This is a genomic window from Mucilaginibacter ginkgonis (assembly GCF_009754905.2).
Lineage (GTDB): Bacteria > Bacteroidota > Bacteroidia > Sphingobacteriales > Sphingobacteriaceae > Mucilaginibacter > Mucilaginibacter ginkgonis.
The window spans coordinates 3,488,536-3,501,950 of the sequence record NZ_CP066775.1 but is presented as its reverse complement, the minus strand read 5'-3'; the positions used below and the strand labels follow the sequence as shown (position 1 = coordinate 3,501,950).

The following is a 13,415-nucleotide window of genomic DNA, read 5'->3' as shown; positions in this document are numbered from 1 at the left end:
TGCATCGCGTTATGGATGCAACATCAGTAAACATACTTCCCGGCAAGTACTGCAATTCTTTAACAGATTATTCGCGCTTTGTTACGCGGGAAGTTAAGATAGGCGATGTGGCAATGGGTGGCAATAACCCTATCCGTATCCAAAGTATGACCACTACCGATACCATGGATACCATTGGTACTGTAGAGCAATCCATCCGGATGATCGATGCCGGCTGTGAGTATGTACGTATTACCGCGCCGAGCATAAAAGAGGCGCAAAACCTGGCTAATATTAAGGCCGAACTGCGCAAACGCGGCTACTCCACTCCCCTTGTTGCCGACATTCACTTTACCCCTAACGCTGCAGAAATTGCCGCGCGCATTGTTGAAAAGGTGCGGGTAAACCCGGGCAACTACGCCGACAAGAAGAAATTCGATCACATTGAATATACTGATGCCGAATACCGTGCGGAATTAGAGCGCATAAACCAGAAGTTTACGCCGCTGGTTAACATCTGTAAGGAATACGGCACTGCGATGCGCATTGGCACTAACCATGGTTCGCTAAGCGACCGCATCATGAGTCGTTATGGCGATACCCCGCAAGGTATGGTTGAGTCGGCGATGGAATTTATGCGCATGTGTGAGGCGCTTAACTATTACAACCTGGTCATTTCCATGAAAAGCAGCAACCCGCAGGTGATGGTACAGGCATACCGCTTGCTGGTGCAAACCATGGTTGCCGAAGGTATGAATTATCCGCTGCACCTGGGCGTAACAGAAGCCGGCGATGGTGAGGATGGCCGCATTAAATCTGCAGTTGGTATAGGTACTTTGCTTGAAGATGGTTTGGGCGATACCGTTCGCGTTTCTCTTACAGAAGAACCCGAGGCAGAGGCGCCTGTTGCCATTGCGCTTGTAAATCGTTATTCATTGCGCGCTAAGAAGATTCAAGAATTAAGAAACAAGAATCAAGAGGTCAACTCCCTCCCTCCTGGGGAGGGATGGGGTGGGGCTAGTCACTCTCCTTACGAGTATAAAAAACGCGAAACGTACGAAGCCAACGCTTTCATAGGTGATCACATGGTTCCTCGCGTGGTGCTCGACTTATCTAAAGCACATCTTAAAGACCCGGCAGTTTTAAAAGATGCCGGTTATCTATACTCTCCTGTTCTTGACAAGTATAACATGGCCGACCAGTCGGTAGATTTTGTTTACATGGCCGACGAGTTACCCTCGTTTAACTTCCCGGGCAATTTAAAGCAGCTCTATAATTACGCAACCTGGAAAACACTTAAGAACAAAACCAATTGTCACCCGCTGTATACACTACAGGAGTTTGTTGACGCGGATGACAGATGTTCGGCGTTAAACTTTGTCCGGATAACCAATGCTGATCTGGATAATGACCTATTTGGCCGCATACCACTCGCTAAAAATCTGATCTTCGTTTTAGAGACCACCGAACTTCATGGCATGGCAGACCAGCGTCAATTCTTTTTCAAGCTGGAAGAGTTTGGTTTAGATTTACCGGTGATCGTAAAACGGAGCTATGCTTTTGAGACGGAAAGACCGGAAGACGGAAAGACGGAAAGCAATGAAGCCCTCTCCTTCAGAGAGGGTTTGGGTGAGGCGGTTACAGAACTTCAACTCTTCGCCGCTACAGACCTCGGAGCTTTATTGATAGATGGTTTTGGGGACGGTATTTGGATAGACGCACCGCAGTTGCCTCCATCGGTTATCACATCAACTGCTTTTGGGGTATTACAGGCTACCCGATCAAGAATTTCTAAAACAGAATACATCAGCTGCCCAAGCTGCGGCCGCACATTGTTCGATCTGCAAGAAACTACTCAACTGATCCGCAGCCGTACCAGTCATTTAAAAGGACTGAAGATCGGCATTATGGGCTGCATCGTAAACGGACCAGGCGAAATGGCTGATGCTGATTATGGCTACGTAGGCGCCGGCCCGGGTAAGATCACCCTTTACCGTGGCAAAGAAGTGGTAAAGAAAAACGTGAATACAGCAATCGCTGTCGATGAACTGATAGACATCATTCGTGAGGATGGCAATTGGGTTGAACCGGCAATTTAACATCCTGAGTTCACTTACTCCTAATCATTCTGCAATATTCAAAACCCCATCCTGCTTTCCGGGTTGTTCTATCAAAGAATAACACATGGCACAAACAGTTGCAGAGCAGTTGGTAGATATGCTGGTTAAAGCAGGCATCAAACGCATATACGCCGTTACAGGCGACAGCCTAAATGAAGTTAATGATGCGGTTCGCCGTAATGGCGAGATCCAATGGATCCACGTTAGGCATGAAGAGGCAGGCGCTTACGCCGCCGCAGCAGAAAGCGAATTGAGCGGATTAGCCTGCTGCGCCGGCAGCAGCGGCCCCGGCCATGTGCACCTTATTAATGGTTTATATGACGCGCACCGAGCAGGGACACCCGTTATTGCCATCGCTTCAACCGTAATGTCTACCGAGTTTGGCACCGAATATTTCCAGGAAACCAATACCATAAAGCTGTTTGAAGATTGCAGCTGCTACAATCAAATAGCCACAACGCCCGCGCAATTGCCACGCATGCTTCAATCGGCTATTCAAAACGCCTTAGGAAAAAAAGGGGTCGCGGTGCTTGGCTTGCCGGGCGATCTGACTAAGATGGATGCCGCTGAGATCACATCGTCCACCATAAACTTTGTAACAAAACCGGTGATCCGCCCCGCTGATAGCGAACTGGCTCAGCTTGCCGCCCTGATTAATAAATATGATAAGGTGACTATCTTTTGCGGCATTGGGGCCGTTGAAGCGCATGACGAGGTGGTGGCTTTATCTCAAAAGGTTCATGCACCGGTAGGTTATTCATTCCGCGGAAAAATGGGTATCCAGTACGACAATCCAAATGAAGTGGGCATGACCGGCCTTCTTGGCCTACCATCGGCATTTCATGCCATGCACGAGTCGGAGTTGTTGTTACTTTTGGGTACCGACTTCCCATACGCGCAGTTTATTCCGGATAACATTGCTATCGCTCAACTGGATACCAAGCCCGAGCGTATAGGCCGTCGCGCAAAAGTTGAATTAGGTTTGTGCGGAACAACAATTGATACTTTGCAAGCATTACTGCCACTCATCGAACAAAAAAGCGATGATAGCTTTTTAAAAACGCAATTAGAGTTTTACGGCAAGGTAAAGGACAACATGCAAACTTACGTGGATGACAAGGGCGGAAAGGAATTGATCCATCCCGAATTTGTTGCCGCAACTATTGATAAATTGGCTAAAAAGGATGCTATCTTCACGGTCGATACGGGCATGTGCTGCGTATGGGGCGCAAGGTACATCAACGCTACAGGCGGGCGAACCATGTTAGGTTCTTTTAATCACGGCTCGATGGCAAACGCTGTTCCTCATGCTATTGGGGCGGCGTTAACCTGTCCCGACAGGCAGGTAATTGCCCTTGCGGGCGACGGCGGCGTGTCTATGCTCCTTGGCGATTTAGCAACAATAGCGCAATACAAATTGCCGGTTAAGATCGTGGTATTCAATAATCGCTCTTTAGGAATGGTTAAGCTGGAAATGGAAGTTGCAGGTCTTCCCGACTGGCAAACCGACATGGTTAACCCCGACTTTGCATTGGTTGCCCAAGCCATGGGTATTAAAGGCGTTACTGTAAAAGATCCTGATCAGGTTGAACAAGCCCTGCGTGAAGCGTTCATGTACCCCGGGCCAGTTTTATTAGATGTCTACACAGACCCTAACGCGTTGGCCATGCCACCAAAAATAGAATTTGAGCAGGTAAAAGGTATGGCGGTTGCCATGAGTAAAATGATATTAAACGGTGATATGAAGGAGGCACTTGATACCGTCAAGTCTAACTACAAGCACATAAAAGATTTGATCTAAGCTTTCTCGATGAGGCATACCGCGTAAGCAACAACGCCTTCTTCACGGCCTATAAAGCCAAGTTGCTCATTGGTAGTAGCTTTAATTGAAATATCTTCGATGTCAATTCCTGCAGCTTTGGCGATGTTTTTTTTCATGGCATCGGCGTGAGGATTTATCTTCGGGGCCTCCAGGCAGATCATGGCATCTATATTACCAATTTGCCAGCCTTTGTCGTTTAGCAAAGCAACAACGTGCTGCAGCAATATTAAACTGCTGATGCCTGCCCAACGCTCATCTTTGTTAGAGAAATGGTAACCTATATCGCGTAAGTTGGCCGCGCCTAAAAGCGCATCACAGATGGCGTGTAATAAGACGTCCGCGTCCGAGTGCCCAAACGCTCCCTTGTGGTAATCAAGGCGTACCCCGCCTACAACAAACGGATGATTTTCTTTGAGCTGATGAACATCAAACCCAAAACCTACACGTATTTTACTCATCTGTTACGTCCCGAAGGGAAATTAACCAGCAGGGTAAAACGCAAGGTGGAAGCAAGCGGACTTTTTTGCTGGCTTGCAGCTATGTAAGCAAAATCAAGGTTGAAAGCATTGTACCTGAAACCTGCGCCAAGGGTTAAGTATTGCCCTGTTCCTTTCAGTGGATTTTGATAAAAGTAGCCTGCACGTAAAGCAAATTGCTTGTTGTACCAATACTCTGCGCCCGGCGATATGGCAATCTCTTTTAACTCCTCGCTAAAGCCGCCTGGTGCATCGCTGAATGAGCCGAAAATACCCGATACCACAGAACGGTCGTCGTTCTTACCGCTGGTAATGTTGCCGTTCGCATCGCGGATCGGTGGCGTTGGCACCAATAGCTTGTTGATATCAAAAGTAAACGTAAACTGGTTGTCCTCGTCTATGTCCAAAGTTTCTGCCGCACCAATTTTCAGATTAGTTGGCAAAAAGTATTTTGGACCGTTGCTGCTATAGCTTATACGGGGGCCTATATTAGAAATATTTGTCCCAAAAGTAAATTGCGACGGCACGCCGAACAATTGCCCCGGCTTACGATAATATAACGAAACATCGGCAGCCACATCATTACCCGGCGTAGTTTGCGGGCCACCGGTGACAGAATTATTGTACAAGCTGGAGTGGATATAACGCAGCGTTAAACCTAATGAAAAGTTGTTGCCAAACTTTCGGGCAAAGGATCCATCAATAGAAAACTCATTAGGTGTATATGTACCCTGATCCTGCTGAAACTCATCTGTTAACTGTATCGCACCTAAGTTGAAATACCTTACAGACATGCCCAAGGTATTGCGCTCATCCAGTTTGTGGGCAAAGCTTAAAAAAGAGAGGCTGATATCGGGTACCAATGTGCGCAACCAGGGATTGTACGATAAAGATACTGCATTGTTATCTTCCAGAAAAGCGAGTTTAGACGGGTTCCAAAAGTTGGCATTTACATCCGGTGAAAGTGCTACGCCGGCCTCGCCCATAGCTCCGGAACGTGAATCGGGGGTAACAGCTAAAATAGGCACGCCTACAGCAATCGCGGTTGGTGTTGTACCAGAAGTTGTTGTACCTGTGGTTTGCGCGCTTGCCGCAAAAGGAAATGCTGTAATAACAGCTGCAACCAAACCCTTAAAATTACCTCTGTAAAACTTTTTCAATGACGATCAAAAATTTTTAAGCCGCGACAAACAATATTATCCTTAATTGTTCAGTTTATCAAAGATAAATTAAACAATTAACTTTCGTACACGGTAATTTATTGTGCTTTAATAACTAAATGTAATATTTTCATATTGGTCGGTGCAATGTCACCGTTCATCGCAGCTATTAATTAATAATTGAAATTTGACTATCTTTACGTTCCGATTGATCATATATAAACTATGAAGATTCAATTTACAAAGCTTGCCATAGTGCTGTTAGGAGTGGTGGCCTTTATGAGCAGCTGTAGTAAGAAACAAAGTTCGCCTAAAACCGGCATGCGTTATAACGACCCTAATAACGGCGGTTTCCAGGTTTTCAAGAAAACACACCCGGCTCCCGGTCCGGGTTTGGTTGCGATTGAAGGCGGTACATTTGTTTTAGGTGGCAGTGCCGACCAGGATGTAACTTATGAATACAATAATGTGCGCCGCAGAGTAACTGTAGGTTCTTTTTATATGGATGAAACTGAGGTTTCTAACGTAGATTGGTTAGAATACCTGCACTGGGACGCGATCAATTTCCCTCAGGACCGCGAATTGTATTATGATGCTTTGCCTGATACGTTAGTATGGCGTCGTCCGTTATCTTATAATGAACCTTTTGTGTATAACTATCTTCGTCACCCTGCCTACCAGGATTATCCGGTTGTAGGTGTAACCTGGGACCAGGCACAAGAATATTGTATATGGCGTACAGACCGCATGAATGAAAACATTTTGCGTAATGGCGGCCAGTTAGCAAGCTGGAAAGACGCTGCCGGTAAAGGCGGTAACGGCACACAAGCTGCGCCCGCAGGTGGTACACCTTTTAACACAGACATCTATCTTAACGGCCAGATCAAAGGCCAGGGCATAGATGGCAAAAAAATGATGCCGGACCTTAATCCCCGTGCGACAGCGGGAACGGCAGGTGGTAAACCTAAACGTACAGTTATTATGGAGGATGGTATACTTAAGCAAGGCTATCGTTTACCTTCTGAAGCTGAATGGGAATATGCCGCCTTAGGTTTGATAGGCAACACCGATTACGAAAACATTACTGATGGCAAAATGTACCCTTGGAATGGCATGGGTGTACGCTCGCCAAAGAAAAAGACACGTGGTTTAATCCTTGCTAACTTTAAACGCGGCGAAGGTGACAATATGGGTGTTGGTGGTTACTTGAATGATAAAGCCGATATCACTGCCCCTGTACGTTCTTATGTACCTAACGATTTTGGCTTATATAACATGGCCGGCAATGTTAATGAGTGGACAGGTGATACTTATCGCCAAACGTCATTTGAAGAGGTTGAAGATTTTAACCCTTTCCGTGGTAACGAATTTAAGGATAAACGCTTAGAAGATCCAACCAAAGGTCAGTTAGCAAAAGATAAATACGGTCGTCCTATTTACGACCCGGCGAAGGCGGGTAAAAAGCAGAAATGGAGTGAATTAGTTGCTCAGCAAAATGGCACCGCTACCCAAAATAATGCTACTAATTTGCCTGCAGGTATTGCTACAAATCCGGTAGGTGCTGCAGGTACCTCGCCGCAGGCAAACAAAAGTGACTTAGCCGGCAAGCCTTACAATCCAGACTTCAGAGGGTATGCTGATACCGTAAGTTCTGTGCTTTACGGCACTACAACTTTAGCTAATGATCATTCTAAAGTTTATAAAGGCGGTTCATGGAATGACCGTGCTTACTGGTTAAACCCGGCAACCCGCCGCTTTATGAATGAAGATGATGCCAGTGCCGAAGTTGGTTTCCGCTGCGCCATGTCTATGGTTGGTGCAACGCAGATCCATCCAAACTCGGGCCCTAAGTTTAAGGTACGCAAAAGCAGATAAGCCTGCCTTTACATATAAACAAAGAAGCCCGTTCAATTGAACGGGCTTCTTTGTTTATAATAGTCTGATTATTGATTGAAGGCGATAAGCACTTGCCCTTTCTCCACTTTGTCGCCCGGTTTAATTTTGACAGATCTTACAACAGCTTCGCCCGGCGATTTAATGATATTTTCCATTTTCATCGCTTCAAGTACAAACAGGTTGTCGCCTTTTTGTACAGTATCACCTTCGGCAACCAGCACTTTCAATACCAGGCCTGGCATCGGCGCCTTCAGATCGTCAACCTTGGCAGAATTTAGATTGCTCATACCCATTTGCTCCAGCAGCAGATCAAATTGGTCTTTAGCTGTAACCGGGTAAGTATTGCCATTTACTTTTATTACGGCTGTTTTTTGAGTCGTGTCGAAGCTTACCACCTCGGCATTGTAAGATTTGTTATGACTGATGACATGAAAGCTGTTATTGCCCGTTTGAGCGATGTCTGTCAAAACAACTTCGTCGTTTATTTTAAGAACGCTGTTATTTTTTTCAACATCAAACTTCCGATCATTGATGGTAATTTGTAGCATACTATTTTGTTAAAGCATATTGAACTAAATTAGCACCCATTTTGAGAGCCTTCGTACGTGTCTCCTGCGTATCACCGGGATAGGTGCCATAATCTTCCCAACCATTGCCTAAATCGCACTGATAATCATAAAAGCAAACTATTCTGCCTTTGTATATCAACCCAAATCCCTGCGCCCGTTTGTTGTCATGTTCATGCACTTTAGGCAAACCGTTTGGAAAATCATATTGCTGATGATAGATAGGGTGATTTAGTGGAAGTTCCACAAAATCCAGTTCGGGAAATACCTTTTTCATCTGCGGGCGGATGAACTGATCCAGGCCGTAGTTATCGCAGATGTGCAGAAAGCCACCACCCGTTAAATACTTGCGCAGATTGCGCACCTCCAGGTCAGAGAAGATCACATTGCCATGCCCCGTCATAAATATAAACGGGTAGTTAAACAGTTCGGCACTGCCGGCATCGACTGTTTCTTCCTCAGCAGCAAAATTTGTACGCAGGTTTATGTTACAGAACTTAATGAGGTTGGTTAAAGCGGTGCGGTCACCGTACCAGTCGCCACCACCATTATATTTCAGGCGTGCCAGTTTGTACGACGGCTTATTCGTGAAGCTTAGCAATGATAAACACGCTATTGTCGATATAATAGCAAACTTCCTCATCGGTTTAAAAAATTGACCTCGAAACAGGCTTCCAGCGCAGCAGTTTCGGTCCGCAAGCGGCTTGTTCCTAAAGTTATGGCTTTGTAACCGTTCTGCAATGCTCTATCTATTTCGGTCGGGCTAAAGTCGCCCTCCGGCCCTATCAATATTAATGACTTGCCTCGGGGTTGTAGCACATCGCGCAAATTAAATTTTTCACCTTCTTCGCAATGTGCGATAAATTTTTGACCCTCAAATTTTGTGTTTACAAATTGATTGAATGCTAAGGCCTTGTTTAACACCGGGTGGTACGCTTTCACCGATTGCTTAATAGCCGAAGTGATAATTTTGTTAAGGCGTTCGATGTTTGCTTCCTTACGTTCCGACCGCTGGCAGATGATAAGGGTTATCTCATCTATACCAATTTCGGTAGCCTTTTCAAGAAACCATTCCGTACGCTCAATATTTTTCGTTGGCGCAATAGCAATGTGCAGATAGTGGTTGCGCTTTTGATATTCTTGTTGTTGAGCGGTAATTTGCAGCAGCGTGCGTTTTGGGTGCGGATCCTGCACAACGGCTTCATAAAAACCACCTTTGCCATCTATTAATTGCAACGCGTCGCCTGCAACCATGCGCAATACACGTATAGCGTGTTTACTTTCTTCTTCGCTAAGCTGACAATGAGATTGAGAGGGTGTAATATCCGGCGTGTAGAACAACTGCATCAAAAGTAAATATAGACTTTATCCTAACACCCCGAGCGTTTAGGAGAGTATTAATGCTCGTCGTTAGTATCTTCTTCGTTAAGGAGCAACTCCAATTTAACCGACTCTATATTCTGTTCAGATTTACGCAATACAGTTATATTGTAGCCGTCCGCTTCCCGGTGCTCACCCACATCCGGTATCTTACCAAACACCTCGCCCAACCAGCCCGATACAGTGTCAAAGTCGCCGTCCTCGGGTAGATCATGTGGCAGGTGGCTGTTCACATCATATATAGATGCAAGCGCGTTGATGATAAACTCGCGATTGTTGATCTTCTCAACAATGGGCTTCTCTTCGTCAAACTCATCCTGGATTTCGCCGACCAATTCTTCAACGATATCTTCTAACGTCACCATACCCGCAGTACCGCCAAATTCATCGAGTACGATGGCAATCTGTATGCGCTTTTGCTGCAATTCGGCCATCAGATCATTTATCTTCTTAGTCTCCGGAATAAAATACGGCTTGCGGATGATCTCTTTTAATTCTACAGGCTGGTTGCGTGCCAGTAGGGCAAGCACATCCTTAGCATGTAAAATACCGATGATCTTATCGATAGTCTCATCATAGACAGGCATACGCGAGTAACCTTCTGTAATGATCATTTCTAACAGATCTGTGCCTGAGCTTGTGCAATTGATGCCCGAGATCTTGGTACGCGGCACCATGATATTCTTAACTACACGTTCGTTAAAATCAAACACGTTTTTGATCAGTTCGTGCTCATTTGAATCCAGCGCACCACTCTCTTTACCTTGTTCAAGAATATATTGCAATTCTTCGTTGCTGTGATGCGCTTCCTCACCTTGTATCGGTTTTACACCAAATAGACTGAGAATAAAATTGGCAAATGTATTAAGTGCCCAGATAAACGGCCTGAATACCACAAAGAAAAATCTAAGCGGTAGCGACACCGTCATTGCGGTGCGTACAGAACGCTGTATGGCAAGGGTTTTAGGTGCCAGTTCGCCAAATACAATGTGCAAAATCGTTATAGAAATAAACGCCACAACATGACTGGTACTAATGATAAATGACGACGTAATAGTTAACCCAAATAATGAGAACAGGTTAAGCATCACATTTGTGGCAACACTTTCGCCGGCCCAGCCCAAACCAAGCGAAGCGATAGTAATACCCAACTGGGTTGCAGCCAGATAGCCGTCCAGATTATGTACAATACCACGGGTAATTTTGGCCAGCCGGCTTCCGGCCTTTGCTTGTATCTCTATCTGCGAACCGCGTACACGAACGATGGCAAACTCCGCGGCCACAAAAAAGCCGTTGAGTAGCACCAGGAAAATGGTAAGGAATATCTGAAAACCGCTTATCTCGAGGGGGCCCATTAACTTATTTTATCGGTGATCAGGATAAGTCTTAGTGTACAATTCAAGACTTTCCTGTATTACTTTATGCGCGTAACGCCTGCCTAGCAGATGTTCAATGGTCACGCTCTTGCCTTCTAAAGATTTATAATCCTGGAAAAAGCGTACAATTTCTTTCATAGTGTGCGGCGGCAACTCGTTCAAGTCGTTAATATAGTTAACAGACATATCATTTTTAGCAACAGCGATAATTTTATCGTCCTGCTCGCCATTATCTACCATGTGCATCACACCAATAACCTTAGCCTCTATCATAGACATAGGATAAACATCGATAGAGCATAGAACCAATATGTCTAAAGGGTCATGGTCATCGCAATAAGTTTGAGGGATATAGCCGTAATTGGCCGGATACATTACTGATGAAAAAAGAACACGGTCTAACTTTAGTAGGCCCGACTCTTTGTCTATCTCATATTTCGCTTTAGATCCTTTCGGGATCTCGATGATTGCATTTACTACTTCGGGTAATTCTTCGCCCGGTGAAACCTGATGCCAGGGGTGTTGTGTACTCATTTATATATTAAAACTGTTATTATGCGTGTTCTTCATCCTTGCTTGCAAACCCTTTTCTGAAGAATGTTAGCAAGAGCGGGATGGTAGTAACTGTAATCAATCCCAGCACTATGTACTGCAGATAATTTTTTAATTCGGGGTATCGCTTACCTAAAAAATAACCTGTAAGTGTAAGCGTTACTACCCAGGCCAAACTTCCTATAATGTTGTATAAAGTAAATTTCCCGAATTTAACTTTTACAACACCTGCAAAGATAGGCGCAAATGTCCTTATTATAGGGAAAAATCTGCCCAATATTAACGCCATGCCGCCATACTTCTCGTAAAAATGCTCTGCTGCCACAACGTATCGCTTCTTAAAAAAAAGTGAATCATCGCGCTTAAATAGCATCGGCCCGGCCCTGTAGCCAAACCAGTAACCCATATAATTGCCTAAAATTCCTGCTATGATCAGCGATGATACCAGTACATAAACTGATACATCTAACACACCTGTGGCGCAGAAAAGGCCTGCCATAAACAGCAAGTAGTCGCCCGGTAAAAAGAAACCGAAAAACAAACCTGTTTCTGCAAACACAACTATAAGTACCAGGTAAAAACCACCCTGGCTTATAATAGTTTTGGCATCGGTTATATTATGCAGGTGTTCCCAGAAGCTTTCCATTCACAATATTCGTAAAACTACAAATATTAAATCGAAATGTTGGGTAAGCTATTGTTAAATGAATGACGCGATGAAGCCGGGATATACACCAATGATAAGCGTAAGCAATGCCGATAGGCCAAGCACGAAGCTGAAATAACCGGGCACTTCTATCTCTGTTTCATTACCTACCCTAAAGTACATGGCTATGATAACCTTAAAATAGTAATAGATACTGATAATCGCGTTTAATACTGCTAATACTACCATCCATACATGCATACGGCTAAGCGCCGCAGAGAACACAAAGAATTTGCCGATAAAGCCGGCTGTAAGCGGTATACCGGCAAGGGACAGCATGGCAATGGTCAATACAGCTGCTAAAAAAGGATTGCGTTTGCCTAGGCCATCAAAGCTTTCGAAGTTATCATTACCATGATTCTGCTGAATAAGCAGCAATACGCCAAACGCAGCAATAGACGCTATAGAGTAAGCAGTTGCGTAGGTAAAGACAGCGCTGTTAGAACCCGAACTTATGGAAACCACCGCAAATAATAAATAGCCCGCGTGCGATATACTCGAATAAGCTAGCATACGCTTGAAGCTATGCTGATACAGCGCAGTGATGTTGCCGACAAATAAAGTAATAACGGTTATGCCTGTTAACACGGGTACCCAGTAATCGGACACGGTTACGAAGCAAACGGTAAACAATCTCAAAAATGCTGCTATGCCTGCGGTCTTAACAACTGTTGACATAAAGGCTGTAATCAAAGTAGGCGAACCTTCGTAAACATCGGGTGTCCAGAAGTGAAAAGGCGCTGCGCCCAGTTTAAAGCTTAAGCCGATGATGATCAGCAATATGCCGGTGTAGAAAAGATATACAAATTCGCCGTCGCGCGGATGGGTGATGATCCAATCGCGGATTACCGTCAAATCAAAAGAACTGGTTGCGCCATAGATAAGCGTTATACCGAACAGCAAAAAACCGGTTGAAAACGCACCCATCAAGAAGTACTTTAATGAGGCCTCGTTAGATGCAATGTCGCGTTTACGGATACCTGCCAGGATATATAAACTCACAGACATGATCTCGATACCGATAAACAGCATCACCAGGTTGTTATATGATACCATTACGATGATACCCGCTAAAGCGAAAAGTATGATGGCATAATACTCGGCAACATTGCTGCTTATCTTCTCAAAATAATCTTTTGATAGCAATAAAATTAGTACGGTACAGAAGATGGTAATTACAGAAAAGGCTATCGCGTAATTGTTAAACAACATCATACCGCTGTAAACAGGTGCCGGGAAGGTATTCCACTCTTTGATGGCCAAACCTGCAGCCGCAAGCAAGCCTATCACCGTAACAGGCAGCAATGCATTTTTGGCTTTATACAAACCTAAATACAATAACAGTATGGGTAAAACAGATATCAGTATTAAGGTATTCATTC

General features: G+C 44.8%; 12 protein-coding genes. 3 read left to right on the top strand and 9 right to left on the bottom strand.

Going from position 1 to position 13,415, the window contains the following annotated elements:
• Window positions 1-11: 11 nt before the first annotated feature.
• Together ispG and GO620_RS16255 are read left to right on the top strand one after the other, a co-directional pair.
• Window positions 12-2,078, top strand: a complete 2,067-nt coding sequence (gene ispG / locus GO620_RS16260; RefSeq protein ID WP_157524885.1) for a (E)-4-hydroxy-3-methylbut-2-enyl-diphosphate synthase — start codon at window positions 12-14, stop codon at window positions 2,076-2,078.
• Between the two features lie 85 nt (window positions 2,079-2,163).
• The gene (locus GO620_RS16255; protein WP_157524883.1) at window positions 2,164-3,900 is read left to right on the top strand and encodes a thiamine pyrophosphate-dependent enzyme; all 1,737 of its coding nucleotides are present in this window, start codon (window positions 2,164-2,166) and stop codon (window positions 3,898-3,900) included.
• Here the strand turns inward: GO620_RS16255 and ispF are convergent.
• Together ispF and porV are read right to left on the bottom strand one after the other, a co-directional pair.
• Window positions 3,897-4,379, bottom strand: coding sequence for a 2-C-methyl-D-erythritol 2,4-cyclodiphosphate synthase (gene ispF / locus GO620_RS16250; RefSeq protein WP_157524881.1), 483 nt, complete (start codon window positions 4,377-4,379; stop codon window positions 3,897-3,899). The genes GO620_RS16255 and ispF overlap by 4 nt on opposite strands.
• A complete protein-coding gene (porV, locus tag GO620_RS16245) occupies window positions 4,376-5,557 on the bottom strand; it encodes a type IX secretion system outer membrane channel protein PorV (protein WP_157524879.1) in 1,182 nt (393 codons plus the stop codon). The genes ispF and porV overlap by 4 nt, the downstream gene beginning before the upstream one ends.
• Window positions 5,558-5,782: 225 nt before the next feature.
• Here porV and GO620_RS16240 point away from each other — a divergent pair, with 225 nt between their 5' ends.
• Window positions 5,783-7,432 carry an SUMF1/EgtB/PvdO family nonheme iron enzyme gene (locus GO620_RS16240; protein ID WP_157524878.1) on the top strand — a complete coding sequence of 550 codons (1,650 nt, stop codon included), beginning with the start codon at window positions 5,783-5,785 and terminating at the stop codon, window positions 7,430-7,432.
• A gap of 68 nt (window positions 7,433-7,500) precedes the next feature.
• Here GO620_RS16240 and GO620_RS16235 read toward each other — a convergent pair whose 3' ends face one another.
• The 7 genes from GO620_RS16235 to GO620_RS16205 are packed head-to-tail and all read right to left on the bottom strand — an operon-like array spanning window position 7,501 to window position 13,413.
• A complete protein-coding gene (locus tag GO620_RS16235) occupies window positions 7,501-8,001 on the bottom strand; it encodes an acetyl-CoA carboxylase biotin carboxyl carrier protein subunit (RefSeq protein WP_157524876.1) in 501 nt (166 codons plus the stop codon).
• A 1-nt stretch (window position 8,002) separates the two neighbouring features.
• Complete coding sequence (locus GO620_RS16230; protein ID WP_157524874.1) at window positions 8,003-8,662, bottom strand: DUF4159 domain-containing protein; 660 nt, start codon at window positions 8,660-8,662, stop codon at window positions 8,003-8,005.
• Window positions 8,659-9,366: a 16S rRNA (uracil(1498)-N(3))-methyltransferase gene (locus GO620_RS16225; protein ID WP_157524872.1), complete on the bottom strand. Its 708-nt coding sequence runs from the start codon at window positions 9,364-9,366 to the stop codon at window positions 8,659-8,661. Before GO620_RS16225 ends, GO620_RS16230 begins: the two co-directional genes overlap by 4 nt.
• Before the next feature lie 50 nt (window positions 9,367-9,416).
• The gene (locus GO620_RS16220; protein ID WP_157524870.1) at window positions 9,417-10,754 is read right to left on the bottom strand and encodes a hemolysin family protein; all 1,338 of its coding nucleotides are present in this window, start codon (window positions 10,752-10,754) and stop codon (window positions 9,417-9,419) included.
• Window positions 10,755-10,763: 9 nt separating this feature from the next.
• The gene (locus GO620_RS16215) at window positions 10,764-11,309 is read right to left on the bottom strand and encodes an inorganic diphosphatase (RefSeq protein WP_157524868.1); all 546 of its coding nucleotides are present in this window, start codon (window positions 11,307-11,309) and stop codon (window positions 10,764-10,766) included.
• Window positions 11,310-11,328: 19 nt separating this feature from the next.
• On the bottom strand, window positions 11,329-11,973 hold the full coding sequence (locus tag GO620_RS16210; protein ID WP_157524866.1) for a DedA family protein: 645 nt from the start codon (window positions 11,971-11,973) through the stop codon (window positions 11,329-11,331).
• Window positions 11,974-12,027: 54 nt separating this feature from the next.
• On the bottom strand, window positions 12,028-13,413 hold the full coding sequence (locus GO620_RS16205; protein WP_157524864.1) for an NADH-quinone oxidoreductase subunit N: 1,386 nt from the start codon (window positions 13,411-13,413) through the stop codon (window positions 12,028-12,030).
• Window positions 13,414-13,415 lie beyond the last annotated feature (2 nt).

Coding starts and splice junctions, on each gene's coding strand:
- ispG (WP_157524885.1), top strand. CDS start 12: ATGGATGCAACATCAGTAAACATACTTCCCGGCAAGTACTGCAATTCT.
- GO620_RS16255 (WP_157524883.1), top strand. CDS start 2,164: ATGGCACAAACAGTTGCAGAGCAGTTGGTAGATATGCTGGTTAAAGCA.
- ispF (WP_157524881.1), bottom strand. CDS start 4,379: ATGAGTAAAATACGTGTAGGTTTTGGGTTTGATGTTCATCAGCTCAAA.
- GO620_RS16240 (WP_157524878.1), top strand. CDS start 5,783: ATGAAGATTCAATTTACAAAGCTTGCCATAGTGCTGTTAGGAGTGGTG.
- GO620_RS16235 (WP_157524876.1), bottom strand. CDS start 8,001: ATGCTACAAATTACCATCAATGATCGGAAGTTTGATGTTGAAAAAAAT.
- GO620_RS16230 (WP_157524874.1), bottom strand. CDS start 8,662: ATGAGGAAGTTTGCTATTATATCGACAATAGCGTGTTTATCATTGCTA.
- GO620_RS16225 (WP_157524872.1), bottom strand. CDS start 9,366: ATGCAGTTGTTCTACACGCCGGATATTACACCCTCTCAATCTCATTGT.
- GO620_RS16220 (WP_157524870.1), bottom strand. CDS start 10,754: ATGGGCCCCCTCGAGATAAGCGGTTTTCAGATATTCCTTACCATTTTC.
- GO620_RS16215 (WP_157524868.1), bottom strand. CDS start 11,309: ATGAGTACACAACACCCCTGGCATCAGGTTTCACCGGGCGAAGAATTA.
- GO620_RS16210 (WP_157524866.1), bottom strand. CDS start 11,973: ATGGAAAGCTTCTGGGAACACCTGCATAATATAACCGATGCCAAAACT.
- GO620_RS16205 (WP_157524864.1), bottom strand. CDS start 13,413: ATGAATACCTTAATACTGATATCTGTTTTACCCATACTGTTATTGTAT.